The organism is Mammaliicoccus sp. D-M19 (genome assembly GCF_022386695.1).
In the GTDB taxonomy this organism is placed as follows: Bacteria; Bacillota; Bacilli; order Staphylococcales; family Staphylococcaceae; genus Mammaliicoccus; species Mammaliicoccus sciuri.
Genome location: NZ_JAJNHW010000002.1, coordinates 349,757 through 375,740, shown reverse-complemented (window position 1 = coordinate 375,740; position 25,984 = coordinate 349,757). Strand labels below are relative to the sequence as shown.

At 32.1% G+C, this 25,984-nt stretch carries 29 protein-coding genes; 5 read left to right on the top strand and 24 right to left on the bottom strand.

Features of this window, described 5'->3' with window-relative positions:
• The first annotated feature begins 95 nt into the window (after positions 1-95).
• From LQ675_RS07395 to LQ675_RS07385, 3 genes are read left to right on the top strand one after another with little or no spacing between them, the layout of a single operon-like run.
• Positions 96-851, top strand: a complete 756-nt coding sequence (locus LQ675_RS07395; protein ID WP_048539709.1) for a DUF1189 family protein — start codon at positions 96-98, stop codon at positions 849-851.
• A gap of 32 nt (positions 852-883) precedes the next feature.
• Complete coding sequence (ispG, locus tag LQ675_RS07390; RefSeq protein ID WP_048539708.1) at positions 884-1,984, top strand: flavodoxin-dependent (E)-4-hydroxy-3-methylbut-2-enyl-diphosphate synthase; 1,101 nt, start codon at positions 884-886, stop codon at positions 1,982-1,984.
• Between the two features lie 19 nt (positions 1,985-2,003).
• On the top strand, positions 2,004-2,567 hold the full coding sequence (locus LQ675_RS07385) for a 5' nucleotidase, NT5C type (RefSeq protein ID WP_048539707.1): 564 nt from the start codon (positions 2,004-2,006) through the stop codon (positions 2,565-2,567).
• Between the two features lie 167 nt (positions 2,568-2,734).
• Here LQ675_RS07385 and LQ675_RS07380 read toward each other — a convergent pair whose 3' ends face one another.
• The 5 genes from LQ675_RS07380 to LQ675_RS07360 all read right to left on the bottom strand — a co-directional run bounded on the left by LQ675_RS07380 (position 2,735) and on the right by LQ675_RS07360 (position 7,242).
• The gene (locus LQ675_RS07380; RefSeq protein ID WP_048539706.1) at positions 2,735-3,148 is read right to left on the bottom strand and encodes a Fur family transcriptional regulator; all 414 of its coding nucleotides are present in this window, start codon (positions 3,146-3,148) and stop codon (positions 2,735-2,737) included.
• Positions 3,111-3,992 carry a metal ABC transporter permease gene (locus LQ675_RS07375; protein WP_048539705.1) on the bottom strand — a complete coding sequence of 294 codons (882 nt, stop codon included), beginning with the start codon at positions 3,990-3,992 and terminating at the stop codon, positions 3,111-3,113. The genes LQ675_RS07380 and LQ675_RS07375 overlap by 38 nt, the downstream gene beginning before the upstream one ends.
• 100 nt (positions 3,993-4,092) lie before the next feature.
• Complete coding sequence (locus LQ675_RS07370; RefSeq protein ID WP_048539704.1) at positions 4,093-4,899, bottom strand: metal ABC transporter ATP-binding protein; 807 nt, start codon at positions 4,897-4,899, stop codon at positions 4,093-4,095.
• Positions 4,900-5,007: 108 nt separating this feature from the next.
• Complete coding sequence (locus LQ675_RS07365; protein ID WP_048539703.1) at positions 5,008-5,898, bottom strand: deoxyribonuclease IV; 891 nt, start codon at positions 5,896-5,898, stop codon at positions 5,008-5,010.
• 9 nt (positions 5,899-5,907) lie between these two features.
• Entirely contained in the window at positions 5,908-7,242 is a 1,335-nt protein-coding gene (locus LQ675_RS07360; protein WP_239727321.1) for a DEAD/DEAH box helicase, read from the bottom strand.
• Between the two features lie 148 nt (positions 7,243-7,390).
• Here LQ675_RS07360 and LQ675_RS07355 point away from each other — a divergent pair, with 148 nt between their 5' ends.
• On the top strand, positions 7,391-8,359 hold the full coding sequence (locus tag LQ675_RS07355; RefSeq protein ID WP_048539701.1) for a 4-hydroxy-3-methylbut-2-enyl diphosphate reductase: 969 nt from the start codon (positions 7,391-7,393) through the stop codon (positions 8,357-8,359).
• A gap of 29 nt (positions 8,360-8,388) precedes the next feature.
• On the opposite strand, the gene LQ675_RS07350 is transcribed toward LQ675_RS07355, so the two are convergent.
• The 7 genes from LQ675_RS07350 to ccpN form a co-directional block, all read right to left on the bottom strand.
• On the bottom strand, positions 8,389-9,480 hold the full coding sequence (locus LQ675_RS07350; RefSeq protein ID WP_075577992.1) for a Nif3-like dinuclear metal center hexameric protein: 1,092 nt from the start codon (positions 9,478-9,480) through the stop codon (positions 8,389-8,391).
• Complete coding sequence (locus LQ675_RS07345; protein WP_048539699.1) at positions 9,480-10,145, bottom strand: tRNA (adenine(22)-N(1))-methyltransferase; 666 nt, start codon at positions 10,143-10,145, stop codon at positions 9,480-9,482. Before LQ675_RS07345 ends, LQ675_RS07350 begins: the two co-directional genes overlap by 1 nt.
• Positions 10,146-10,199: 54 nt before the next feature.
• Entirely contained in the window at positions 10,200-10,553 is a 354-nt protein-coding gene (locus LQ675_RS07340; protein WP_048539698.1) for a c-type cytochrome, read from the bottom strand.
• Positions 10,554-10,653: 100 nt separating this feature from the next.
• A complete protein-coding gene (rpoD, locus tag LQ675_RS07335; protein ID WP_048539697.1) occupies positions 10,654-11,763 on the bottom strand; it encodes an RNA polymerase sigma factor RpoD in 1,110 nt (369 codons plus the stop codon).
• 26 nt (positions 11,764-11,789) lie between these two features.
• Positions 11,790-13,562, bottom strand: a complete 1,773-nt coding sequence (gene dnaG / locus LQ675_RS07330) for a DNA primase (protein ID WP_075577993.1) — start codon at positions 13,560-13,562, stop codon at positions 11,790-11,792.
• A gap of 11 nt (positions 13,563-13,573) precedes the next feature.
• Positions 13,574-14,389 (bottom strand): pyruvate, water dikinase regulatory protein, encoded by an 816-nt coding sequence (locus LQ675_RS07325; RefSeq protein ID WP_107602067.1) that lies wholly within the window; start codon positions 14,387-14,389, stop codon positions 13,574-13,576.
• 14 nt (positions 14,390-14,403) lie between these two features.
• The gene (ccpN, locus tag LQ675_RS07320) at positions 14,404-15,039 is read right to left on the bottom strand and encodes a transcriptional regulator CcpN (RefSeq protein WP_239727319.1); all 636 of its coding nucleotides are present in this window, start codon (positions 15,037-15,039) and stop codon (positions 14,404-14,406) included.
• Between the two features lie 294 nt (positions 15,040-15,333).
• On the opposite strand from ccpN, the gene LQ675_RS07315 reads away from it, so the two are divergent.
• Positions 15,334-16,722, top strand: a complete 1,389-nt coding sequence (locus LQ675_RS07315; protein WP_025904194.1) for a glycine--tRNA ligase — start codon at positions 15,334-15,336, stop codon at positions 16,720-16,722.
• A gap of 328 nt (positions 16,723-17,050) precedes the next feature.
• Here LQ675_RS07315 and recO read toward each other — a convergent pair whose 3' ends face one another.
• From recO to mtaB, 12 genes are all read right to left on the bottom strand, one after another.
• Positions 17,051-17,803: a DNA repair protein RecO gene (gene recO / locus LQ675_RS07310; protein WP_058592290.1), complete on the bottom strand. Its 753-nt coding sequence runs from the start codon at positions 17,801-17,803 to the stop codon at positions 17,051-17,053.
• Positions 17,804-17,825: 22 nt separating this feature from the next.
• Positions 17,826-18,725, bottom strand: coding sequence for a GTPase Era (gene era / locus LQ675_RS07305; RefSeq protein WP_048539694.1), 900 nt, complete (start codon positions 18,723-18,725; stop codon positions 17,826-17,828).
• Positions 18,726-19,130: a cytidine deaminase gene (gene cdd, locus LQ675_RS07300; RefSeq protein ID WP_025904197.1), complete on the bottom strand. Its 405-nt coding sequence runs from the start codon at positions 19,128-19,130 to the stop codon at positions 18,726-18,728. It lies immediately after the preceding gene.
• Positions 19,131-19,149: 19 nt separating this feature from the next.
• A complete protein-coding gene (locus tag LQ675_RS07295; RefSeq protein WP_048539693.1) occupies positions 19,150-19,497 on the bottom strand; it encodes a diacylglycerol kinase family protein in 348 nt (115 codons plus the stop codon).
• Complete coding sequence (gene ybeY, locus LQ675_RS07290) at positions 19,490-19,951, bottom strand: rRNA maturation RNase YbeY (protein WP_025904199.1); 462 nt, start codon at positions 19,949-19,951, stop codon at positions 19,490-19,492. Before ybeY ends, LQ675_RS07295 begins: the two co-directional genes overlap by 8 nt.
• A gap of 1 nt (position 19,952) precedes the next feature.
• Positions 19,953-20,900 (bottom strand): PhoH family protein, encoded by a 948-nt coding sequence (locus LQ675_RS07285; protein WP_037588335.1) that lies wholly within the window; start codon positions 20,898-20,900, stop codon positions 19,953-19,955.
• A 35-nt stretch (positions 20,901-20,935) separates the two neighbouring features.
• On the bottom strand, positions 20,936-21,433 hold the full coding sequence (locus LQ675_RS07280; RefSeq protein ID WP_058592287.1) for a PH domain-containing protein: 498 nt from the start codon (positions 21,431-21,433) through the stop codon (positions 20,936-20,938).
• Positions 21,434-21,672: 239 nt separating this feature from the next.
• Entirely contained in the window at positions 21,673-22,371 is a 699-nt protein-coding gene (locus LQ675_RS07275; protein ID WP_075577994.1) for a hypothetical protein, read from the bottom strand.
• A gap of 15 nt (positions 22,372-22,386) precedes the next feature.
• A complete protein-coding gene (gene floA / locus LQ675_RS07270) occupies positions 22,387-23,382 on the bottom strand; it encodes a flotillin-like protein FloA (protein WP_025904203.1) in 996 nt (331 codons plus the stop codon).
• Between the two features lie 23 nt (positions 23,383-23,405).
• Complete coding sequence (locus tag LQ675_RS07265) at positions 23,406-24,122, bottom strand: NfeD family protein (RefSeq protein WP_172965061.1); 717 nt, start codon at positions 24,120-24,122, stop codon at positions 23,406-23,408.
• Between the two features lie 211 nt (positions 24,123-24,333).
• The gene (gene rpsU / locus LQ675_RS07260; RefSeq protein WP_016998564.1) at positions 24,334-24,510 is read right to left on the bottom strand and encodes a 30S ribosomal protein S21; all 177 of its coding nucleotides are present in this window, start codon (positions 24,508-24,510) and stop codon (positions 24,334-24,336) included.
• A gap of 124 nt (positions 24,511-24,634) precedes the next feature.
• The gene (gene mtaB, locus LQ675_RS07255) at positions 24,635-25,981 is read right to left on the bottom strand and encodes a tRNA (N(6)-L-threonylcarbamoyladenosine(37)-C(2))-methylthiotransferase MtaB (RefSeq protein WP_048539690.1); all 1,347 of its coding nucleotides are present in this window, start codon (positions 25,979-25,981) and stop codon (positions 24,635-24,637) included.
• Positions 25,982-25,984: the final 3 nt, after the last annotated feature.

The following is a 25,984-nucleotide window of genomic DNA, read 5'->3' as shown; positions in this document are numbered from 1 at the left end:
TGTTTAATAAATAATCAAAAAATTTTTAATTCTTATGTATCGCCTTGCAACAGGTGTTTTTTAACATTATTATTAAGTGAAGAAGAGGTGAATTTATGCAGTATATAAATGAGCTTAAAAGGTTATTTAAGCATCCTAGTAAGTATCCAATGTTTAGAATTACGAAGTTAAGGTACATATTCCTTCATATATTATTATTAAGTTTGATATTAATCATACCAAATTCTATTCAATACATACAAATCACTCAGAATTTATCAACGTTAGTCAATGATGAAGTGACAGAGATTCCTGATTTTAAAATAGATCATAACAAAATGATTTTATCCCAAGATAAATCTATCAAATTAAATAATCATCAAACGATAGAATTTACTAAATCTAATGATTTCGCGATGAAAGATCATCATTTAATCGTGTTTAAACCAAATCATATTGAAATATCAAATTATAGTGACTACACAGAAATTAGCTATGGTTCCCTATCCTCTCTTGTTACCGATCAAGATGATTTAATAAAGTTTATTGAAACGATTAATGATTCTAAATATTTTTATTTAAGTTTGATTGTTGTCTTTCTATTATTCATTCAATTCTTAAGCTTATCTATAAAAATTGGAATTCTGGCATTTGCTGGACATTTATTGGGAATTATTTTACGAAGAAAGTCTCGCTTTATGACTTGGTTCAAAATGATGACGTTTGTGATAACGCTTCCGACTTTAGTACTATTATTTGGAATGATTACAGTGATTCCTTTATTAATAATTGCTTCATGGTGTATAATCATTTTAAGCATTGTTATGATTGCTATGTATTTACCTAAAGGAAAAAGATCTGCTAAAGTGTAAAGGTTAGCAAATTTAAACAAAGGAGTCTTATCATGTCAGAAATCATTCATCGCACGAAAACGAGACCTGTTAAAGTTGGGGATTTAACGATTGGTGGTTCAGATGAAGTTATCATTCAAAGTATGACGACTACAAAAACATATGATGTTGATGCAACTGTAGCTGAAATTAAACGATTAGAAGAAGCTGGTTGTCAAATTGTTAGAGTAGCTTGCCCAAATGAAGAAGACGCATATGCAATTAAAGATATCAAAGCACAAATTAATATTCCATTAGTTGTAGATATTCATTTCAATTACAAATTAGCTTTAATTGCTATTGAAAATGGCGCAGATAAGATTCGAATCAATCCAGGGAACATAGGTAGACGTGAAAAAGTTGAAGCAGTTGTCAAAGCGTGTAAAGAAAAAGGTATTCCTATTCGAATTGGAGTTAATGCTGGTTCATTAGAAAAACATATTATTAAAAAATATGGCTATCCTACTGCTGATGGTATGGTCGAAAGTGCATTGCACCATATAAAAATACTCGAAGATTTAGATTTTCATGACATTATCGTATCAATGAAAGCAAGTGACGTAAATTTAGCTATAGAGGCATACACGAAAGCAGCTCAAGCTTTTGACTACCCACTGCATTTAGGTATAACTGAAAGTGGCACCCTATTTAATGGAACAGTTAAATCGTCTGCAGGATTAGGTGCTATACTTAGTTTAGGTATTGGCAATACTTGTCGAATTTCTTTATCAGCTGATCCAGTTGAAGAAGTTAAAGTAGCGAAATCTTTGCTTAAAGCATTTGGATTAGCCAGTAATGCTGCTACATTAATTGCTTGTCCTACATGTGGACGAATTGAAATCGATTTAATATCGATAGCAAATGAAGTAGAAGAATATATTTCAAACCTTCAAATCCCATTAAAAGTAGCTGTACTTGGTTGTGCAGTTAACGGTCCTGGTGAAGCAAGAGAAGCAGATATCGGCATTGCTGGTGCTCGTGGTGAAGGGTTACTGTTTATGAAAGGTAAAACCGTTCGCAAAGTACCTGAAAAAACAATGGTCGAAGAATTAAAAAAAGAAATTGATAAATTAGCAATTGAAATGGAACAAAATAAAGAAGCTCAAAAAGCATAAAATAAAAAGGTGAATTTTTATGAATCAAAAGCCAAGATTAGGTATAGATATAGACGGCACAGTTACATGTCCAAAAACATTTGTACCCTATTTACAAAGAGATTTTAATCAACAACTTAAATATGAAGATATTACAGAATACAATTTAGCAAATGTCTTAAACTGTAAAGAAGAAGAAATGTTGAGTTGGTTTAAAAGCAATGAATCACATATATACCAACACTCCCCTGTTGCAGAAGGTGCAAAAGACATTTTGAATCAATTAAAAGATGACTACGAACTCTATTATATAAGTGCAAGACATCATTATTTAGAAGATATTACGAAAGAATGGTTTCAATCACATCATATACCATTTGATCAAATTACATTAACAGGAAGTCATAATAAATTAGAAGTAACAAAAGAACAGAATATCGATATTTTCTTTGAAGATAAATTAGATAACGCAGAAGATATCAATCATTATTTAAATATCCCTGTTTTCCTGTTTGACACACCATATAACCAAAAAGATTTACAGAATGGTATATATAGAATTAAAAATTGGCATGAAGTATCAACGTTACTTAATAGAATTTAGTTAGAACCTGGCCCATATGTGAGATGGACCAGGTTTTTGTATATTGTGAAATTAAGTTGCCAGCTAACGATCTTGTTTCAGGGTCTTGATCGTTAGCGTACATTCAATACTAGCTGTTTCCCTACAAATAAAAAATGGTAACTCGAGGAGCTACCATTTTTCTCTTCTTATACTGTTTTACATTGTTCACATTTACCGTATACTTCTAATTTATGTGATGCTATTTCTACATTTGGTAATTGTTGTTTAATTGAATCCATTGGGCAAAAGTCTATTACTTTTGTTGTGCCACATGATTCACAAATAAAATGATGATGATGATGACTTTGACATGCAATTCTAAATTTCATTTCGCCGTCTATTTCAGTGCTTTCGATAATATTCAAGTCTTTAAATAAGTATAAATTACGATAAATTGTATCGAAAGATAATCCTGTATAATCGTCTTTCAATGCTTCTTGAATATATTTAGCAGTGATGTATTTATCTTCATCTACAAACAATGATATGATATCACGGCGTTTATTTGTGTATTTATGTCCATCATTTTTCAATATTTGAATGGCTTCCTCTACTTTCAAGATGATAGCCTCCTTTTTTTATCAATACTTTACTGTACGCTATGCTAGCAAGTAATTCTATAATCAATAATCCTACTATAATACCTCCTGGTGAAATATTCAAATAGAAGGACAATATCAATCCTAGTACTACTGAGATTTCACCGAATAAAATACTTAATGCGATTAACTGTTTGAACCCTTTAGCTAATCTCATGCTTGTAGCGACTGGCAATGTCATTAAACTACTAACTAATAAAATACCAACGACTCTCATTGAAGCTGAAATAACAAGTGCAACAATGACAATAAATAGTAATTGGATCCATTTTGGCATGCCAATCACTTTTGAGTATTCTTCATCGAATGATAATACAAATAATGATTTGTACAATAACATAACAAAGATTAAAACAATTATTGTAATGACGATAATTGTAAATAAATCACTTAAATTTACGGCACTAATTGAACCGAATAAATATCCAAATAAATCTTGATTAAATCCGTTTGCTAAAGAAATAAATATAACACTAATACCAATTCCACCACTCATAATAATTGGAATAGCGATTTCTTGGTAATGTTTATATTCAGTTCTTAATTGTTCTATTAATAATGCACCTGCTATTGAAAAAATGATACCAAACCATATCGGATTTATAGTAGCAAACAAAGGACTAACACTCATTAAGAACAGCCCCATTGATATACCACCTAGCGTCACATGGCTTAAAGCATCAGCAATAAGTGATAACCTTCTAACTACAATAAATGCCCCTATTAAAGGTGCAATCAATCCTACTAAGATACCACTTATAAATGAGTATCTTATAAAATCAAAATTTAAAAACGCATCAATCACTATATAACACTCCTTCGTTTAGGAGTATAAATCTATCTCTCGTTTCAACTGACATATCCAATCTCCTTATTTAAAATCTATATATTCATTATATTCATCTTTAACTTTGTACTAATTCTTCCACTTCTTCATTTGCACAACAGTCACGATTATGTTGATGATCAACAAATTGCACGGGATGTCCATAGATTTTAGATATTGAGACTTCATCTAATGATTTAAACGACTCACTTGTACCATGGAAATGTATATGTTGATTTAAGCAAGCTACTTTACTTGCCGTATCGGCTACAACACCAATATCATGCGTTACAAGAATGATTGTAATCCCTTCTTGTTTTAATTGCGTCAGTAATTGGTAAAATTCAGAAACATGTCTTGCATCAATACCTACAGTAGGTTCATCTAATATTAAAATACTCGGCTTAGAAATTAAAGCTCTAGCAATAAACGTCCTTTGCTGTTGACCACCTGACAACTGTGCAATATTCTCATTCTTAAGATCACTTATATTTAATCTTTCTAATATTGCATCTACTTGTGCAGCATCTTCTTTATTAAACCATTTAAAAAGACTTTTATTTTTAGTTAAGCCACTCATGACAACTTCTTTCACTGTCGCTGGAAAACCAGAACTAAAAGCGTTGGATTTTTGTGATACATAACTAATTTTTTCCCAAGATTTATATTGATTAATTTTTTTACCACTTATTAAGATATCACCTTTTTGTAAAGGTAATAAGCCTAATATCAATTTCAGTAAAGTCGATTTCCCAGAGCCATTTGGGCCAACTATTGCCAAGAAATCTCCTTTATAAATTTGTATATTAATATGGCTGAGTGCCAATTTATTTGGATAGCTATAACTGATATCTTTTAACTCGAAAATCGGTGTTTCTTTTTCCATCTTCATCACCTCGTCAATAGAATACTATACAATGAATATGAAAGAATGTAAATAGTAATGTTTACGAACAAAAAAGAATGCTAATTGAATTAGCATCCTTAAATAACATTATTGATTAAAGATTTTATCTTTTAAATCTGGATCGAATGTACCATGTTTAATCATTTCGATTTCATATTTATATGGTGGTTTTTTATTCTTTTTGTCATCACCAACATATGGTGTTTCTAAAATTTTAGGTACTTCTTTAAATGCATCATGATGAACAATATAGTGCAATGCATCATAACCAATTGATCCAAAGCCAATATTTTCATGTCTATCTTTTCTGGCACCTTGTGGATTTTTACTGTCGTTTACGTGAAGTACTTTAATACGATCGATACCAACGATTTTATCAAACTCATTTAATACGCCATCAAAGTCTTCTTTAACGTTGTAACCAGCATCATTTGTATGACAAGTATCGAAACATACAGATAATCTTTCATTATGGTTTACACCATCAATGATTTGAGCAAGTTCTTCGAATGTTTTACCACATTCAGAACCTTTACCTGCCATTGTTTCCAATGCGATACGTACATCATTATTATTTGTTAATACTTCATTTAAACCTTCAATAATTTTTTGAATACCTTTTTCTTCACCGGCACCAACATGCGCACCTGGATGAAGTACGATATCTTTAGCACCTAATGCTTCAGTACGTTCAATTTCTGATTGTAAGAATTCAACACCTAAGTTAAATACTTCTGGTTTAGTTGTATTTGCAATATTGATGATATATGGTGCATGCACAACAATGTTAGATAAACCATATTCTTTCATTGCTGTTTTACCATTTTCAATATTTAAATCTTCAATCTTTTTACGTCTTGTGTTTTGTGGAGCACCTGTATAAATCATAAATGTAGAAGCATTATAACTTGCCGCTTCTTCTGCTGCTTGTAATAGCATCTTCTTACCACTCATTGAAACGTGTGATCCAATTAACATATTTGACACCTATCCTTTTCTACTTTGTCTTTTAGTTCTCTTAGAATGAGCTTTCTTTTCTTTAAATTTCAACTCATCTAATTCTCGTTTGAATTTCTTCTTATAGCCAGGTTTTACTTTATTTTTATTGTTTCTTTTAATTTTTTGTTTTAATGACTTTTCAATATTATCTTCTTTTTTAACACGTTTTGTACGTTTTTGACGATCTTTAATTTCTACAAATTCATCGTTTTTAATATCGACATGTTTAAACTTGTAATTATGTTTCTCAATTTGTGTAATTAAATCATCTTCATCAGGTGTATATAAAGTGATTGCGATACCTTTATAATCACCACGACCTGTACGACCAACTCTATGTGTAAAGAAATCTATTTCTTTAGGTAAATCATAGTTGATAACGTGACTTACGCCTTCAATATCAATACCACGTGATGCTAAATCACTTGCGACAACAAACTCAAAGTCTAATTGTTTAATACGCTTCATTTGTTGTGTTCTTTCTCTAGGTGTTAAACCACCATGGATAACCCCAACTTTATAGCCTTCTTCTGATAAATACGCAACTAATTCATCTGCTCTATCACGGCTATTAGCAAATATAATTGCTAAATAAGGATTAATCACATTCATAATTTTTAAGACTTTTTCTTTTTTCTCAACACCTTTAGTCGGTATTAAGTAAAAGTCGATATTGTCTTTATTAGATGATGCTGTTTCAATTTCAACAAATTCAGGATTGCTTAAATATTTATTTAAGAATGGATGTAACGCTTTAGGAATCGTTGCACTAAATACTGAAATTTGTGCGTTTTCATCTAATCTACTCGCAATACTATCTACTTTAGGCATAAATCCTAAATCAATCATTAAATCTGCTTCATCAATAACAACTGACTTCGCTAGATGTAAATCTAAAGCACGCTCTACAGCCATATCATCAATTCTATTCGGCGTACCTACAACAACATGTGGTGTATTTTTAGATTTATCAATATCTCTTGATTTATCTGTTCCACCAATGTATAAACTAACTTTTACACCTTTTTTAAATTGAGTTAAATGTGAAGCTGCGTCATATAATTGCTTTGCTAATTCTCTTGTTGGTGCCAAAATAATCACTTGTGGTTCTTTTATATCTACGTCAATTTTATCAAATAATGGTAGTAAAAATGCGTGTGATTTCCCTGTACCAGTTTGAGATTGTCCTATTATATTAGATCCTTTTTTAATTTTGGGTATAACTCTTCGCTGTATTTCTGTTGGCTGGTTAAAATGTAAATCTTTAACGGCCTCTACTAATTCATTTTCAAGTTGAAAATGTTCAAACGGATGCTTAGACATAAGCGACCCTCCTCGTTTCTTTTTCACTTCATACATTATATAGTAAATGCGCACTTTATGATAGGCTAAAAGATTTATTTTGAATTTTTATTTAGTTTCTTTAAGACTTGTGTGTTGTTATAATAGACATTAATAAGGAGGGCAATTTATGGAAATTATAAAGATTACCCCTAGAGGCTATTGTTACGGTGTTGTAGACGCTATGGTTATTGCTAGAAATGCGTCTTTAGATAAGTCACTTCCAAGACCCATTTATATACTTGGCATGATTGTTCATAATAAACATGTGACTGATGCCTTTGAATCTGATGGTATTATTACGTTAGATGGTCCGAACAGATTAAAGATCTTAGAACAAATTGATGAAGGTACCGTTATATTTACTGCGCATGGTGTATCGCCTGAAGTCAAAAGACGTGCTAAAGAAAAAGGATTGGTTTGTATAGATGCGACATGTCCAGATGTTGATAATACGCATCAGTTAATACGTGAAGTTAAATCAAATGGTTATCACGTTATTTATATTGGTAAAAAAGGGCATCCCGAACCTGAAGGCGCAGTTGGTGTGGCACCTGATATCGTACATCTCGTTCAGACTTTAGAAGATATCGATGCCTTGCCGGAAGAATTATTGAACCAAAAACTCATCGTAACGAATCAAACAACTATGTCACAATGGGATGTGAAACATCTTATTGATGAATTAAAAGTAAAATATCCCCATATTGAAGTACATGAAGAAATTTGTTTAGCAACACAAGTTAGACAAGAAGCTGTTGCCACACAAGCAGATCAAGCAGATTTACTCATTGTCGTTGGTGATCCTAAAAGTAATAATTCAAATAGATTAGCCCAAGTATCTAAAGAAATCGCACATACTAACGCATATCGAATCGCTGATTTGAGTGAATTAAAATTAGAATGGCTACAAGATGTTGAAAGTGTAGCTGTTACAGCAGGTGCTTCAACACCAACGCCTATAGTTAAAGAAGTCATAGATTATATTAAAAATTATGACCCGACAGAAATACGTGACGCAACCTTAACAAGTAATGTACCTGTTGAAAAAATATTACCTAAAATTAAAAAGCCTAAACCTGTAAAAATAATGGACTAAAAAAACTGCCGAATTCACTCGGCAGTTTTTTACATATATTGATAAGGATCTGTATTAATAGAAGATGTTAACACTTTAATCTTTCCATTTGTCCATTCTTCTAATAATGACTTTAATCCTTCTTTCATAACATACTCACTATAATGATTAACATCTAAAATATTTATACCATCCATTAGTGCATCTAATGCTTCATGATGTTTAACGTCTCCAGTAATAAATAAATCAGCTTGTTGTGCCTTAGCTAAATTTGCATATTCAATACCAGCACCACCAACAATTGCGATGCGTTTAATTTGCGCTGATTGGTCTCCTATAAATCTAACTGCTGGAATAGCGAGCTTTTCTTTATAGTTTTGCACAAATTCATTTACTGATTGCGTTTCATTTAATTCCCCGATTATTCCTAAACCTACAGAAGACGATCTCGACATTTTGATGAAATCATAAACGGGTTCTTCATAAGGATGTGTTTGAATAATGAGTTCTTTAGCAAGTGCTAAATCTTTCTCATCAACCATTAATTCTAGTTTCGTTTCATAAACCGTTTCAGTCTTATCAGCTTGTCCAAGATGTGGATTTGCTGATGCACTAGGTTTAAATTGACCTTTACCTTGAGACTGGAAAAATACTTCGCTGTATTCTTCAGTTTGTGCTAAATGATGTTCATTAAATGCAGCTTTCATAGTTTCAACATCTTGATCAAGTAGGAATATTTGTACTTTATAATATGACTCTTGTTGTTCTTCTAATACTTTCATATTATCTAATCCTATTTGTTGCCCAATCATGTAACTAACACCTTTAGGATGTACATCAAGATTTGTATGAAGTGCTATCAAATTGATATCATTTTGTATCAATTTACGAATAATAGGACCGTAGCTTTTATCCGTAATATTTTTAACACCTTTAAAAATAAGTGGATGATGTGCAATTATTGTATTGATATTGTTTTGAATGGCTTCATCTACAACTTCTAACGTACAATCTAATGTTGTTAATACACCGTTCACTTCACTTTTTTCTGTACCAATTAATAAACCAACATTATCCCAAGATTCACTCGTAGAAAATGGAACTTGTTTATCTATTTCTTGCAATAGCTCTTGAATAATCATTAAAGCACCTCTTTTATTTGAAGTATTTGTTGATTAATTTCTTTATACCTATTTTTATCCTCATGATGTTCTAATTGTTTACTAATTTTATTAAGTGATTCTAATTCTCTTTGCCATTTTTCATGGAATAAATCATTTTTATTGGCTAATAATTTAGGACCAAATTTTAATTCTAATTCATTTAGATCCATCTCACCTTTTTTAGCCACTATGATTTCATATATATGTTTTTTATCTTTTATTAATTGTTCATCAACGATTTGATAACCAATGCTTTGTAATACTTTTCTAATAGGTAACGCATGAATATTTGCTTGTAAAATTAAATCAGGATGCCCTGTTAACTTATGCTTTCCTTCTTCAATAATTTGTGCAATTAATGGACCACCCATGCCACAAATCGTAATAGCATCAATTGTATCGTCTACTACTTCTAAACCGTCACCCAGTTTAACTTCTATAAGTTCATTCATACCATATAATTTAGTGTTTTTTTGAGCTGCTAGAAAAGGTCCTTTTACAACTTCTCCAGCAATCGCTTCTTTAATTAATCCATTTTGAATTGCGTATATAGGTAAATATGCATGATCGGAACCGATGTCTGCTAATTTATGATGATTTAAATATTCACTTACCTTCATTAAACGTTTATTGATTTGGATCATTATTTTTCCCTTTCATTAAAAAAATCTTTTGCAATAGCAAAAGATTTTTTTGTGTTATTTAGCGCCATCTTTTAAGTACTTGACAAGTGTGTCTAAATCTTTATTTGAAATAGTAGCTTCGTCATGTGCAGGCATTGATCCTTTACCATTACGAATGATTTTTTTCATTTCATCGGCACCTTTTTTGCTTCCAGCTAATTTAGGTCCCATTCCACCTTCAAGATTTTGTCCATGACAACTTGTACAATTGTCCTTAGCGAATGTAGCTGCATCAAACTTTTCAGTTTTAGCACCGCCACCGCCTTCTTTTTCTTCCTCTTTGTTAGCACCATGTGCTGACATGAAGAATATTAATCCTACACCGAGTAGTAAAATCAGAATAAACGGGATAACAGGATTACGATTCATTCATACAACCTCCCTTTTGTTAAACCTTCATACAATTATATTTTATATTAAAACAAGGCATTGTCAAAGGCTTTTTGGGATTAATATAAACTTTTCATGTTTAATCCATAAAATCTTTCAAACGCTTACTTCTAGATGGATGTCTTAACTTGCGTAATGCCTTCGCTTCTATTTGACGAATACGTTCTCTAGTAACACCAAATACTTTTCCGACTTCTTCAAGTGTTCTTGTTCTACCATCATCAAGACCAAATCTTAGTCTTAATACATTTTCTTCTCTATCTGTTAATGTGTCTAATACATCTTCTAATTGTTCTTTAAGTAATTCATATGCAGCGTGATCTGATGGGCTTTGTGCATCTTGATCTTCAATAAAGTCGCCTAAGTGACTGTCATCTTCTTCACCAATAGGCGTTTCTAATGATACGGGTTCTTGAGCAATTTTAAGAATTTCACGTACTTTTTCTGGTGGTAAGTCCATTTCTTCACCAATTTCTTCAGGAGATGGATCTCTGCCTAAATCTTGAAGTAATTGACGTTGAACACGAATCAACTTATTGATTGTTTCAACCATATGAACTGGGATACGGATTGTACGTGCTTGGTCAGCAATCGCTCTAGTGATTGCTTGACGAATCCACCAAGTTGCATATGTTGAGAATTTGAAACCTTTATTAAAGTCGAATTTTTCTACGGCTTTAATTAGACCCATATTACCTTCTTGAATAAGGTCAAGGAATAACATACCTCTACCTACATAACGTTTAGCGATACTTACAACAAGTCTTAAGTTCGCTTCTGCAAGACGTGATTTCGCAATTTCATCACCTTGCTCGATACGTTTAGCTAATTCGATTTCTTCTTGGGCAGTTAATAAATTGACGCGTCCTATTTCTTTTAAGTACATTCTTACTGGGTCGTTTATTTTAACACCTGGAGGAGCACTTAAGTCATTTAAATTTAGTTTGTCATTTGTATCACTTGAATCTTTTTCATTAATAAGATTGATTTCATTCTCATTAATTAAATCAAAGAAATCATCCATTTGATCTGGATCCATTTCGAAGTTTTGCAATTTATCTGCAATTTCTTCGTGACTCAAATGTCCTGCTTTTTTACCTTGTTCAATTAATTGGTGCTTAACTTGTTCAATTGTAAGCACTTCTTCATTATTAGCGCTATTAATTTTGTTTAATTCTTTATCAGACATGAATAGGCCTCCCGGGTTATTAACTCTTACATTCTATTCCGATTATATTGTACAATTTGTTCTAAATATTGCCTTTGCAGTGCGATATCGCCTGCTTGCATTGCTTTATTCAATTGTTGATTCAAATATTCTATGGAATTTTCTTTGTGTTCGTTAGGACAGATAATCCTAATGTAGTCTTCGATTTCTTCTGTCTCTGGTTCATCATTGATTAGCAATGAATCTAGGTACATAACCGTTTCAATGATTTGATGTTCTTCAATGTAACTTGAAAAATCACTTATGTTAAAAACATCGTTATTCTTATAATACCCATTTAAACGTGAAAAAATCACTCTATTATTCAATGAAGTGAAGTCTTCTTGATTAATCCTAGAATGATATTCTAAAAATAGCTGTTTATGATTCATAAAATGTTTTAACAACGCTTGCTCTGCTCGACCGATCTTATCAAGTTTTTTTTCCTTCATTTCAGGAACGAAATTATTATAATCGGTATAATTTTGAACAATATTAGGCGAAAGTCGATTTTTTAGACTGTTAACATCTACTTTATACAAATCTGCTACTTGTTGCAATACTTTTTTTCTTAAAAATTCCGATTGAATCAGATTGATGTCATGAATCAACTCTTCAATATGTTGTTCATGTTTTAAATCATTATTTTCGTTGGCATAATATAATTGTTGCGCTTTAAATGTAACATATGATTGTTTTTGCCCTTCAACGAATGATTTGAAAGCATCACTTCCGTATTCTGTAATATAATCATCAGGGTCCATCGTTTTTGGTAAATTGACAACAAAGACATTTAATCCTTCATTTAATAAGTCTTTACCAACATTTATGGCAGCTTCTTTACCTGCGAAATCTCCATCATACAGTAAAGTTACATTAGATGCCAGTTTTTTGACCATTGTAACGTGTTCTCTAGATAATGCTGTACCCATCGTTGCCACAACTTGTTTAATATCCGCTTCAAATGATTTGATAACATCCATAAATCCTTCTAACAGAATGACTTCATCATTTTGTCTTATAAATTTCCTTGCTCGATCAATGTTGTATAACATTTTTCTTTTTTGGAATATTGGCGTTTCTGGACTGTTTAAATATTTAGGCGATTGGTCCGTATATGTTCTACCAGAAAAACCAACTGCCTTACCTTGGAAATTCAACAAAGGAAAGATGATTCTATCTCTGAATCGATCGAAGTAATCAAAAGTTTCATCATTTCGGCTTAACAAGCCTGCTTCATATGCAAGTACAGCATCATAACCATTTTTCTCTAAAAAGTCATGCGTGAATTTCGAATGATTTGGTGCATATCCAATTTTCCTATCATTAATCAATTCTTCCGTGAAGCCTCTTGATTTCAAATAGTTTAAAGCTGCCTCACCTTCTTCAGTATGCTTCAATATATAATGGTAGTTATTTGCCATTAACTCATGCATTTCGATCATTTTTATATGATCATCCACAATACCTTCAGTTGGTGCTGTTTCTTGCTGTTCTATATGAATATCTACCTTATCACCAAGTTCTCTCACTGCATCAACAAATGATATCCCTTTAATTTCTTGAATAAATTGAAAAACATTGCCACCTTTTTTACAGCCAAAGCAATGACAAATTTGTTTATCTTCTGATACTGAAAAAGAAGGTGTCTTTTCATCATGGAAAGGACATAATCCAATATAATTACGTCCTCTTTTTTCAAGTTTCACATATTCACTTACAACATCTAATATGTCATTCTTCTCACGTATTTCATTAATGAGTTCTTGTTCTATACGCATCCTGTCACCCTTTAACGGTTTTGTTGTGTAATGATTTTAATAATGTCATTTGCTGTTTCTTCTATTGCCTTGTCAGAAACATCTAGTACAGGACAACCAATTTTTTCAACAATTTCCTCGAAGTATCTTAATTCTTCTTCGATTCTATCATCTTTAGCATAATTAGCATCATCACTTAAACCTAATTGAATTAATCTTGCTCTTCTAATCGCATTAAGGTTTTTTTGATTAATTTTTAAAGCGATACATTTCTTTGGATCAATTTCAAATAATCCTTCCGGCGGTGCAACTTCAGGCACTAATGGTACATTCATTACTTTATAACGTTTATGTGCCAAGTATTGTGACAATGGCGTTTTTGAAGTTCTAGATACACCTATAAGAATGATATCAGCTTTTGGTAATCCGCGTGGATCTCTACCATCATCATATTTAACCGCAAATTCGATTGCTTCAATTTTCTTGAAATAATCTTCATCTAATTTATGAATATTGCCTGGCTCATTAAGTGGGGCTTCATTAAGTTCATTGCTTAAAATACTCATCAATGGACCCATAATGTCTACATTTTTTATATTATTTTCTTCTAATTTTTCTTTTAAGTATAATCGCATTTCAGGTTTCACCAATGTATAAACGACTATAGATTTTTGTTCTAATGCTAATGATACTACTTCATTAATATTACTCTCATTCTCTATATACGGTAATCTTACAATATCTAAAGCATTTCCTTCTGTCTTATATTGAGACGTACATGCTTTCGTAACAAGCTCTGCCGTTTCTCCTACTGAATCGGATGCTATAATTATTCTTATCTCTTCCATTTAACTAATTCCTCCTACTCATCTTCAATAAGTGAAACAAATGCTCTTGTGATCGTTGTTTTTGTAATTCTGCCTTTAACTTTCATTTTGTCGCCTTTAAGTTTTTTGACAACAGGTATCGCATCTATTTGTTTATCAATTAATAATTTAGCTGCATAAATCAATAAATCATCTTCTAAACATACTGTTATGTTTGGCATTCTGCTCATATTAATACTAACCGGTGTATCTTTTAAATTTTGACCACCTATTGCTGCTCTTAGTAAATCTTTTCTCGAACAAACGCCGATTAAATTGCCTTCTTTATTGATGACAAATAATGTGCCGACATCTTCTAAAAACATCTTACATATTGCTTCATATACAGAAATACTTTCTTCTATTACGACTGGTATCGCCATCGATTCTTTTACGGTCATTTTTTTAATTGAATCACTTAACAATTGTGTACTTGATTTCCCTGTATAAAAATATCCTACTCTAGGTCTTGCATCTAGATAACCTGCCATTGTTAAAATTGCTAAATCTGGTCTTAAAGTTGCTCTTGTTAAATTTAGCCGTTCAGCTATTTTTTCTCCTGTAATGGGTCCATTGTTCTTAACAATTTGTACAATTTGTTCTTGTCTTTGATTTAATTCGATTGCTCTCACCCCTTCGAACACAATTCAGATAGATTAATTATAACATGTAACGCAAATATTGCTCAATTTGAATATCTGTTTTCACTTGATAACTCTCTCATACCGTGCTATATTTTAAATAACTTTGAAATAAAAGCGAGTTAAGGATGGTGAAAGCTTAACATTAAAGTTTTGGCTTACAAAATTTTATAAAAAGTGAGTGGCTACACTAATTTGGGTGGAACCGCGGGTAATATACTCGTCCCAAGGCATTATTTGATGATGTCTTGGGGCTTTTTTAATTTAATTAAGGAGTGAATTTTTATGGCAAAAGATATGGATAAGGTAGTAACATTAGCAAAACATAGAGGGTTTGTATTCCCTGGTAGTGAAATTTATGGTGGTTTAGCAAACACTTGGGACTATGGTCCACTTGGTGTTGAATTAAAAAATAACATTAAAAAAGCATGGTGGCAAAAGTTTGTTCAACAATCTCCATACAACGTTGGATTAGATGCAGCTATTTTAATGAACCCAAGAACTTGGGAAGCTTCAGGTCACTTATCAAACTTTAACGATCCAATGATAGACAACAAAGATTCTAAAATTCGTTACAGAGCAGATAAATTAATTGAAGATTACATGCATAATGTTGAAGGTGATGAGAACTTTATTGCTGACGGTATGAGCTTTGATGAAATGAAACAATTAATTGATGATAAAGGCATCACTTGTCCTGAAAGTGGTACAGCAAACTGGACAGACATTCGTCAATTCAACTTAATGTTCAAAACATTCCAAGGTGTTACCGAATCTTCTACAAACGAAATTTTCTTACGTCCTGAAACTGCGCAAGGTATTTTCGTAAACTATAAAAACGTTCAGCGTTCAATGCGTAAAAAATTACCATTCGGTATTGCGCAAGTTGGTAAATCATTCAGAAACGAAATTACACCTGGTAACTTTATCTTCAGAACGAGAGAATTCGAACAAATGGAACTTGAATTCTTCTGTAAACCTGGTACTGAAATTGAATGGCAAAATTACTGGAAAGACTTTGCTGCAAAATGGTTAAAAGATTTAGGTATTAAAGAAGAAAATACAAAATTACGTGACCATGACGAAGACGAATTAAGTCACTACTCAAATGCAACAACTGATATCGAATACAAATTCCCATTTGGTTGGGGAGAACTTTGGGGTATCGCTTCAAGAACAGATTATGATTTAAAACAACATAGTGAATTCAGTGGTGAAGACTTCAAATATCACGATCAAGAAACAAATGAAAAATTCATTCCTTACTGTATCGAACCATCATTAGGTGCTGACCGTGTAACATTAGCATTCTTATGTGACGCATACGAAGAAGAAAATGAAGGCGAGAAAGATCAACGTACAGTGTTGCATTTCCACCCTGCTTTAGCACCATATAAAGCAGCAATCTTACCCTTAAGCAAAAAACTTTCACCAGATGCTATTAAAGTATATGAAAAATTAAGTGAAAGATTTGCAATCGATTTTGATGAGTCACAATCAATCGGTAAACGTTACCGTAGACAAGATGAAATTGGTACACCATACTGTATCACATTTGACTTCGATTCATTAGAAGACAACCAAGTTACAGTACGTGACAGAGACACAATGGAACAAGTACGTATGCCAATTGATGAAGTTGAAAACTTCTTAGCTGAAAAAATTAGATTCTAATACTAAACAAAAAACAGAGCAAAAACTTATTAATTAAGTTTTGCTCTGTTTTTTTATGGTTAAGTTGTTGGGAAAATATAAAGAAATGACATTAATGCCTGTTCTTATTAACACTTCTTATGAGTTTTGTAATTATAGGCACTCTTAGTTACAATTCGTATGACTTTTGTTACTATAGGCACCCTTGGTTACAATTCGTATGACTTTTGTTACTATAGGCACCCATAGTTACAATTCCTACGACTTTTGTTACTATGGGCACCCTTATTTACACTTTCGCCTACTTTTGTAAAGTAGCTTACCTTTTTAATACAAACTATTGAAGTCTTTACATTTTTAAGTTTTCAAGTTGATTGAGTAATTTTTTGGTTCTAAATACAACACCAACGTATTCGTCATACATGTTATCAATTAAAGTTTGTATTTCTTTTTTGACTTGTTCGCTTATTTTAAAGCTATTTAAATGTTTAATCGGCAATTGATACATGAGATTCATAAAATATAATGCTCTATTAGATATTCGATATGCATGTTCATCATGTATTAATGCTTGATTGCTAAGTGGTCCATTATATTTGAAACTATATGCATTTAATTGCTGTTGATCCATATCTCCTGTTATGACGCACGCATTGAAAGTTGGTTCATATCCATATTTAGGCATACATTTCAACGCGACTATCATGCTCATCGTATCTGCGTCAACTCCTCTTTCTACTGCTTGGAATACACCTAACAATAATTCATAAAAGAATACATCATGTTCTTCCGCTTCTAACGCCTTATCTACGACTTCTATACAATATGCACCATATGCACTTTTAAAAATATCGGATTGCATCGTTCTATGACTGTTAATAATATCAGCTGATGATAATGTGCCCATTCCTTTAAACTTCGAAAAAATAAACAAGCCATGTACAAAGGGCTGAGTAGCACCTTGTAGTGGATGACTTGTTTTTTTAGCACCACGCGCCATTAATGGAACTTTATGACCGTGTTCATTTAATATAGTGATGATTTTATTGTTTTCACCATAATCTACAGAGCGAATGACAAATCCTTCTTGTTTATAAAGCATTATATCATCGCCTCCATTCTACTTAATACTCGTCTTCTCTATAACCAATTTGTTTAATGAAATTAGGTTTATTACGCCAATCTTTTTGTACTTTAACCCATAAATCCAAATATACTTTTGAGCCAAGTAGCATTTCAATATCTCTTCTTGCACGTTTACCTATTTCTTTAAGCATTTTACCGCCTTTACCAATGACAATACCTTTTTGAGAGTCTCTTTCAACATAAATTGTTGCTTCTACTTGGACTTTCTCACCTTCTGCTTTTGTCATTTTATCGACGTTCACACCGATAGCATGTGGTATTTCTTGATTCGTAAGGTGTAATGCTTTTTCTCTTATCAACTCAGCTACAACAAATTGTTCTGGATGATCAGAAATTTGATCTTTAGGATAATACATTGGACCTTCTTCGAGATACTTTTTAAATTGTTCTAGTAGTGTTTCAATATTTAATCCTTCTAATGCTGAAATTGGAATAATTTCTGCAAAATCCATTGTTTTTTGATACTTTTCAATTTCAACTAATAGTTGATCAGGGTGAATTAAATCTATTTTATTTAATACTAAAAATACTGGTGTTTTCGTTTGTTTCAACAAGTCGATAATGTATTCATCGCCTTTACCGATACTTTCATCAACATTAACCATAAACATGATTAAATCTACTTCTTTCAAAGTATTTTTAGCGATTTTCATCATGTAGTCACCTAAAGCATGTTTAGGTTTATGAATACCTGGTGTATCAATAAATATCATTTGAGCATCATCAGTTGTTAATACACCCTGTACTTTATTTCGAGTCGTTTGTGCTTTATCAGACATTATCGCTACTTTATGACCAATAACTTTATTCATAAAAGTAGATTTACCTACATTAGGTCTACCTATAATAGATATAAACCCTGATTTAAATTCATTCATTTATTCTAGATCCTTTCCTGAGAAACCTAAAGGTAATAATTCATTAACTGTAGTTTCAATTCTTTCATTTGTTTGATGTGTTAAAAATACTGGCATGTCATCATCACATAACTCTTTTAACACTTGTCTGCATGTTCCACATGGAGATGATGGTTTATCAGCATCTACTGTAACTGTAATACATTTGAAGTCTCCCGGTCTATACCCATCTGACATTGCTGCAACGAGTGCAGACCTCTCAGCACAAATTGTTGATGGGTAAGCTGCATTTTCAATGTTAGCACCATAATAAGCTTTACCATCTTTCGTAACTAAATATGCACCTACGTTAAATTTAGAATATGGAGTATATGCTCTCTTTTGTGCTTCTCTTGCGCCTTCATACCACTCTTGTTTGAATTCCATACCATTTCCCCCTATATGTTTATATTATTTTTGGTAATAATATCACTATCCCGATTATTGCAGCCATTATTGATGTTAATAAAACGGCTAAAGCGGCTGTATCTTTAGCATGTTTAGCAAGTAAGTTATATTCATCCGTAAACATATCTACTACATACTCTATAGAAGTATTGAGAACCTCTACAATGAGTACACTAAATATTGCAAATAAAATCCATAACCATTCAAATGTATTGAGATTTAATATTAAACTAACAATCAATACAAGTACAGCGAATATAAGATGTAATAAAAAGTTTTTATCTTTTTTGAGAATGGTCACTAAACCTGCTAAAGGAAATTTAAAGCGATTTACAAATTTATTCACGTGTTAATCCAAATTCATTTAATATTTCATCTTGTCGAGAAAACATTTCTTTTTCATCTTCTTCAGTCATATGATCATAACCTAGTAAATGTAAAAATCCATGTAATGCTAAAAATCCTAATTCTCTACTCAAACTATGATTATAAGACTCAGCTTGCTCTTTAGCAACTTCAAGACAGATGATAATATCACCTAATACTCTAGGCATATCTAAGCCTTCTATTTCAGGCTCATCTTCTTCTAATGAAAATGAAATAACATCTGTTACTTTATCTTTATCGCGATAATCACGATTAATAGCTTGAATCTCTTCTTCATCGACAAATGAAATTGAAAGTTCTGCTTCTTCAGTAATATTTTCCTTTTTAGCAGCAAAAGTGAGCAATGATTCAATTTGATTTTTTGTATCTTCATCAATTACTTGTTGCTCATCAATAAAATCCATTGTTAGCATATTATTTCTCCTCTTCGTATGCGTTTATTATTTTACCTACTAATGGGTGTCTCACAACGTCTGTTTGTTCTAAGTAAGTCATTGCTATCCCTTTTACACCACTTAATCGTTGATCAGCTTCAATTAATCCACTTTTAACACCTTTAGGTAAATCGATTTGTGTACGGTCACCTGTTACTACCATTTTTGAACCGAAACCTAATCTTGTTAAGAACATCTTCATCTGTGGGTGTGTCGTATTTTGTGCTTCATCAAGGATTACAAACGCATCATCTAATGTTCGACCTCTCATATAAGCAAGTGGTGCGATTTCAATCGTACCTCTTTCAATTAAGCGTGATGTTTGCTCAGTTCCTAACACTGTATGAAGCCCATCATATAAAGGTCTTAAATAAGGGTCTACTTTTTCTTTTAAATCACCTGGTAAGAAACCTAATGATTCACCCGCTTCTACTGCAGGACGCGTTAATACGATACGTTTTACTTGTCCTAGACGCAATGCTCTTGCAGCCATTACAACTGCTAAGAAAGTCTTCCCTGTACCTGCTGGACCTATGCCGAATACTAAGTCATTGTTCTTTATATTATTGATATATACTCTTTGACCCATTGTTTTAGCTCTTATTATTTTACCATTACTATCTTTAGTAATTTCTTCATCATATAAATTAATCAGTTGATCGATTGTTCCTTTATCAGCCATTTTAACCGCTGCTTGTACATCATTAATAGTTATACTCGCACCACTCTCGATTACTTTTAGTAAGTTCAATAATACTTTTTCAGCTTTTTCAACATTTTCTATACGTTTACCACGGACAGCAATTTCTTGTCCACGTGTTAAAATATCCACCTCGAGTTCATTTTCAATATACTTTATATGCTCATCTCCATTACCCAATAGAGCTTGAGCTTGATCCATATTCTCGATTTGAATTAATGTAGGCATTAAATATCTCCTTTATAAGTTGAATTGTTGACACTTTAAATGTACCAAACCTTATTGTAACGTGCAATCTTATGCACTTTATTTTGTATATTATTTAGTTTTTCACGTGCAATAATGAGATTTCTAACTTTTTCATATTCATGTAGTCTATTGCTATTATTTAATTTAATTTTAGGATTAATGCGTATTAATGTAATAATAAACTCACGTTCTTCAATTGGACTCACTTTTTCGACCAATTCACCTTTTGAAACAATTTCTAACATACTGTTGCCTTCTATGGATTTAGTCATATTAATTTGATCGATATCATAGATATTGTAACGATTTTTGAATAATCCTCTTCTTATGGATAAAAAATGCTCTTTTATTGTGTATCTCTCAAAAAGAATGTTTAAAATTATAAGAAAAACGAGAATAAAAGTAATGACTATTAAATACTTATTACTAATAAAAAGCGGTATCAAAGCAATGAATAATAATAAAATCGAAATGATAATAGATAATATACTCTGCTTTTTCTTAAATACCATTTTTATCACACCCTCTTGAATCCTACCTTTATTGTAAGTCTAAATAGTATTTTTGTGAATATAAAAAGGGAGCGGAACAGAAATCTAATTTGTATAAAAAGATTTCGTAGTTCCGCCCCAGCAAAGATGACTAGTATTGAAAAAAGCTTGGTACAAGCGAATTTTCAATTCAGTCATCTACTGCCAAGATACTAAAACAAGCTGAGACATTACATTATGTCCCAGCCTGTTTATATTCGTTATTTTAATTCATTCGGTCTTTTTAAAATTTCTGACCAAATGATACCATTTACGACTTGGTTTTCATCAACATTGATTGCTTCATCATTAAACTTATGTTTACTGTTTAAATAGAGTTGTTTAACCATCGCTCTTCTTGTTCTTTCTGAAAGTTGCGTGTTGTTGATAATTTGCTCTGCTTCCTTTTCAACATCATCTATACTTTCACGCTGTACATTCATTAAAGACTTTTTTTCTTCTTGGCTGTATGCCAATAACTGTTTGATTGCTTCTTGTTGTTTTTTAGGTCTATTTTTATGAATTTGTTCTTTTCTCTGATTGATATAAGCATTCTCATGCTCACTTGAAATTTGCTCCGGTTGTTGTTCTACTTTATGAGTTTGAACAACAGGTTTTTCAACATCTATATTATATTGTTTAAGATGATTTGCAAGTTGATCAGCTAAGTTTTTATAATGGCCAGACATTCGTTCAGTTGAACTCGTTTCTGCTTTCTGCTTATAAGATTCATACTTATTAACTAAGTCTTGTAATTCTTGCTCAGCAGATTTCTTCTTTTCTTCAGCTTGTCTATTTACTGGATTCGATCTTTGTCTTGTTTGAGGTCGCTTATTTTTATTTTTAGAAGCGCCTTCGATTATACCGCTCACGACACTAAAAATAACCCAAATAACAAAGATGATAATGCCTATTTCCATTTTAAATCACCTCTCTTATTGGTTCGGTGAATTAGAATCTTGTGGCTTTGTACTCTTATTGATTGCTTCTCTCATGCCAGTGTCAGCTTCTATATTTTTTAAATTATAGTAGTCTTTAACACCTAAATTGCCTGATTTAAGTGCTTCTGCCATTGCAAGTGGTACTTCTGCTTCTGATTCAACAACTTTAGAACGCATTTCTTGTACTCTTGCTTTCATTTCTTGCTCAGTAGCAACGGCCATAGCACGACGTTCTTCGGCTTTAGCTTGTGCAATATTTTTATCAGCAAGTGCTTGTTCAGTTTGTAAGTCTGCACCAATGTTTTTACCGATATCTACATCAGCAATGTCGATTGATAGGATTTCAAATGCTGTACCTGAATCTAAACCTTTACTTAATACTGTTTGTGAAATACTATCTGGATTCTCAAGTACTTTAGTGTGATGTTGACTTGAACCAATAGTTGATACAATACCTTCACCAACACGTGCGATGATTGTGTCTTCACCAGCACCACCGACTAATCGATCAATGTTTGCTCTAACTGTAATTCTAGCTTTCGCTTTTACTTCGATACCATTCATCGCAACACCTGAGATAAATGGTGTTTCAATTACTTTAGGGTTAACGGACATTTGAACTGCTTCTAAAACGTCACGACCAGCTAAATCAATCGCTGCCCCTCTTTCAAATACTAAGTTGATTTCTGCTCTTTGAGCCGCAATAATTGCATCAACTACTCTATCAACATTACCTCCTGCAAGATAATGAGATTCTAACTGGTTCGTTGTTAATGCTAAACCAGCTTTATGAGCTTTAATTAATGGGTTAATAACACGTCTAGGTGATACACGTCTTAAACGCATACCAACTAAAGTACCAATACCTACTTTTACGCCTGCAGCAATAGCTGAAATCCATAATCCTACTGGTACAAATGAGAATAAAATCATAAGTAGTACGATTAATATTACAGCAATAATTACAAAAGCAATTAAACCTGATAACATATGCATTTCTCTCCTTGTCTAAATTAAATTTCTCTTACGACAACTCTTGTACCTTCAACCTGTACAATTTTGACTTGCTTATCCTTCTGAATAAAACTACCATCTGAAACAGCATCTATTCTTTCGTCATCAACAAGTATAATTCCTGAGGGTCTCAACGCTGTGTATGTTGTACATAGTTTGCCAATCAAATGACTTCTATCATCATGAGATGTATAGCCAGATTCTTTATTCGTAGAGTCTCTAAGAATGACTTTATCAAAGAATGGTATTTTACGATTAAATCCTTTCACTAATATCACCCACTCTATCGTTGTTAGAATTAATGCTACAGCAATAATCATACCCATAGTTAAGATATTTTCTCCAACTAATACAAAACTACCAATAATGGCAATAAAACCAAGGATACCTAGTACTGCTCCTATAACAAATAATTCAATTATTACTAATAATGCACCAATCCCAAAAAGTAAAACAGAAATCAAACTAATTTCATCAATTATAACGTAGCCAATGAAAAAGATAAGTGTACAAATAAAGCTTAAAATTCCCGCAAAATTAATACGTTCTGAATATAATTGATATAGTGCACCTAGAAAAATAATACAAGTCAGTATCAATGTGACTAATGGGGTCGTAATAAACTCACCAATAGACGACATGCTTTGACTTGAAACAATACCTAAATTCAAGTTGTTCTGAAAATAAGCAAATATGTATTCATACCCTGATGTCAATAATCTCACCCCTCATATTTATTATACAATAAAATAGGCGTGAACTAAAACGTATACACATAATATTCTAAATTTATAAACTTAAATGTTTTTCAAATAAATAAAAGAACACATAAACGATATCGTTTATGTGTTCTTTATGACGTTCAACGTTAAATATTGTTCATTATAATTAATTAATATTCATTGAGGGAGTTCAATAAAAAATTAATTATTTAAATTTACGTTTACGTGCTGCTTCTGATTTCTTCTTACGCTTAACGCTTGGTTTTTCATAGAACTCACGTTTACGCACTTCTTGAATCGTACCGCTTTTTGAAACTGTACGTTTGAAGCGACGTAATGCATCTTCGATTGATTCGTTTTTACGAACTACTGTTTTAGACATCTGTATTTCCCTCCCTCCAAATATCAACAAAGCTTTATATGTCATTTACATAGTATATATTACTATGTACTTAAACATTATAAAATAAGTCATTTTTTAAGTCAATAATCATTTGTTATGAATATTAATATGCAACTAATCTTTCGTCTTTATTTGTTGCATGATCTACAACTTTTACAAGTTTACCTTTATTGATAGGATAACCTGGTGTGACAACTTTCACTTTCACTAACTCTCCAATTAATGATTCATCGCCTTCAAATTCAATCTTCATGTAATTATCTGCATATCCAACAAGTTTACCATCTGTAGAACCTTTTTCTTCAGGAATCACTTCTAATACAGTTTGATCAAATTTAGAAGCATAATCTTTAGCTAATTGATTTGATAATTCAATTAAACGATGTACGCGTTCATTTTTTACTTCTTCATCAATTTGATCTGTCATTCTAGCTGCTGGTGTTCCTGTTCTCATAGAATAAGGGAACACGTGTAATTCAGAAAATTGATGTTTAACAATGAAGTCATATGTTTCTTGGAATTCTTCTTCAGTTTCACCAGGGAATCCAACAATTACGTCACTTGTAACTGCTAAACCTGGTAAAGCTTTATGCAATTTTTGTAATCTTTCTGAGAAGTGTGCCATCGTATATTTTCTTCTCATGCGTTTCAATACAGTATCAGAACCTGATTGTAATGGTATATGAAGATGTCTCACAACTTTAGTTGATTTATCAATAACATCAATAACTTCATCTGTAAGCTGGCTTGCTTCTATAGATGAAATACGAATTCTTTCAAGATTTTCAACTTGTTCTAAATCTCTTAATAATTGCGCCAAGTTATAATCTTTTAAATCTTCACCATATCCACCTGTATGAATACCTGTTAAAACAATTTCTTTATATCCTGAATTTACAAGTGTCGTTGCTTGGCTTACAACTTGTTCAGGATCTCTTGATCTCATTAACCCTCTTGCCCAAGGAATGATACAGAAAGTACAGAAATTATTACAGCCTTCTTGAATTTTTAATGATGCACGTGTTCTGTCAGTAAAGTATGGAACTTCTAATTCTTCATACTTTCTATTTTTCATAATATTACCTACACCATTAATAGGTTGTCTACTTTGTTTATAGTCCTCAATATAAGAAATAAGTTTATGTCTATCTTGAGTACCTACAACAATATCAACGCCCGGAATTGCCATAATTTCTGCAGGAGATGTTTGAGCGTAACAACCCGTTACACAAACAACTGCATCTGGATTTTTACGTATTGCTCTTCTAATCACTTGTCTACTCTTCTTGTCACCTGTATTTGTTACTGTACAAGTATTAATGATAAAGACGTCAGCGTTCGTTTCAAAATCTACTCTTTCGTAATCATTTTCCTTAAATAATTGCCAAATTGCTTCAGTTTCATAATGGTTTACTTTACAACCTAACGTATGGAACGCTACTGTAGCCAATTT

Bases quoted from the DNA above. Each gene is read 5' to 3' on its own strand.
- cdd (WP_025904197.1), bottom strand. From the start codon at position 19,130: ATGGAATTCAAACAAGAGTGGTATGAAGGCGCAAGAGAAGCACAAAAG.
- rpsU (WP_016998564.1), bottom strand. From the start codon at position 24,510: ATGTCTAAAACAGTAGTTCGTAAAAACGAATCAATCGAAGATGCATTA.
- ybeY (WP_025904199.1), bottom strand. From the start codon at position 19,951: ATGCTAACAATGGATTTTATTGATGAGCAACAAGTAATTGATGAAGAT.
- LQ675_RS07355 (WP_048539701.1), top strand. From the start codon at position 7,391: ATGGAAATTATAAAGATTACCCCTAGAGGCTATTGTTACGGTGTTGTA.
- LQ675_RS07385 (WP_048539707.1), top strand. From the start codon at position 2,004: ATGAATCAAAAGCCAAGATTAGGTATAGATATAGACGGCACAGTTACA.
- LQ675_RS07285 (WP_037588335.1), bottom strand. From the start codon at position 20,900: ATGCCTACATTAATTCAAATCGAGAATATGGATCAAGCTCAAGCTCTA.
- recO (WP_058592290.1), bottom strand. From the start codon at position 17,803: ATGCTTTATAAACAAGAAGGATTTGTCATTCGCTCTGTAGATTATGGT.
- LQ675_RS07340 (WP_048539698.1), bottom strand. From the start codon at position 10,553: ATGAATCGTAATCCTGTTATCCCGTTTATTCTGATTTTACTACTCGGT.
- LQ675_RS07350 (WP_075577992.1), bottom strand. From the start codon at position 9,480: ATGATTATTCAAGAGCTATTGCAAGAAATAGATAAACAAGTTCCATTT.
- LQ675_RS07395 (WP_048539709.1), top strand. From the start codon at position 96: ATGCAGTATATAAATGAGCTTAAAAGGTTATTTAAGCATCCTAGTAAG.
- LQ675_RS07315 (WP_025904194.1), top strand. From the start codon at position 15,334: ATGGCAAAAGATATGGATAAGGTAGTAACATTAGCAAAACATAGAGGG.
- LQ675_RS07360 (WP_239727321.1), bottom strand. From the start codon at position 7,242: ATGTCTAAGCATCCGTTTGAACATTTTCAACTTGAAAATGAATTAGTA.
- LQ675_RS07345 (WP_048539699.1), bottom strand. From the start codon at position 10,145: ATGATCCAAATCAATAAACGTTTAATGAAGGTAAGTGAATATTTAAAT.
- ispG (WP_048539708.1), top strand. From the start codon at position 884: ATGTCAGAAATCATTCATCGCACGAAAACGAGACCTGTTAAAGTTGGG.
- era (WP_048539694.1), bottom strand. From the start codon at position 18,725: ATGAATGAATTTAAATCAGGGTTTATATCTATTATAGGTAGACCTAAT.
- rpoD (WP_048539697.1), bottom strand. From the start codon at position 11,763: ATGTCTGATAAAGAATTAAACAAAATTAATAGCGCTAATAATGAAGAA.
- LQ675_RS07280 (WP_058592287.1), bottom strand. From the start codon at position 21,433: ATGGTATTTAAGAAAAAGCAGAGTATATTATCTATTATCATTTCGATT.
- dnaG (WP_075577993.1), bottom strand. From the start codon at position 13,562: ATGCGTATAGAACAAGAACTCATTAATGAAATACGTGAGAAGAATGAC.
- floA (WP_025904203.1), bottom strand. From the start codon at position 23,382: ATGTTATCAGGTTTAATTGCTTTTGTAATTATTGCTGTAATATTAATC.
- LQ675_RS07275 (WP_075577994.1), bottom strand. From the start codon at position 22,371: ATGGAAATAGGCATTATCATCTTTGTTATTTGGGTTATTTTTAGTGTC.
- LQ675_RS07370 (WP_048539704.1), bottom strand. From the start codon at position 4,899: ATGGAAAAAGAAACACCGATTTTCGAGTTAAAAGATATCAGTTATAGC.
- LQ675_RS07325 (WP_107602067.1), bottom strand. From the start codon at position 14,389: ATGGAAGAGATAAGAATAATTATAGCATCCGATTCAGTAGGAGAAACG.
- LQ675_RS07365 (WP_048539703.1), bottom strand. From the start codon at position 5,898: ATGTTAATTGGATCACACGTTTCAATGAGTGGTAAGAAGATGCTATTA.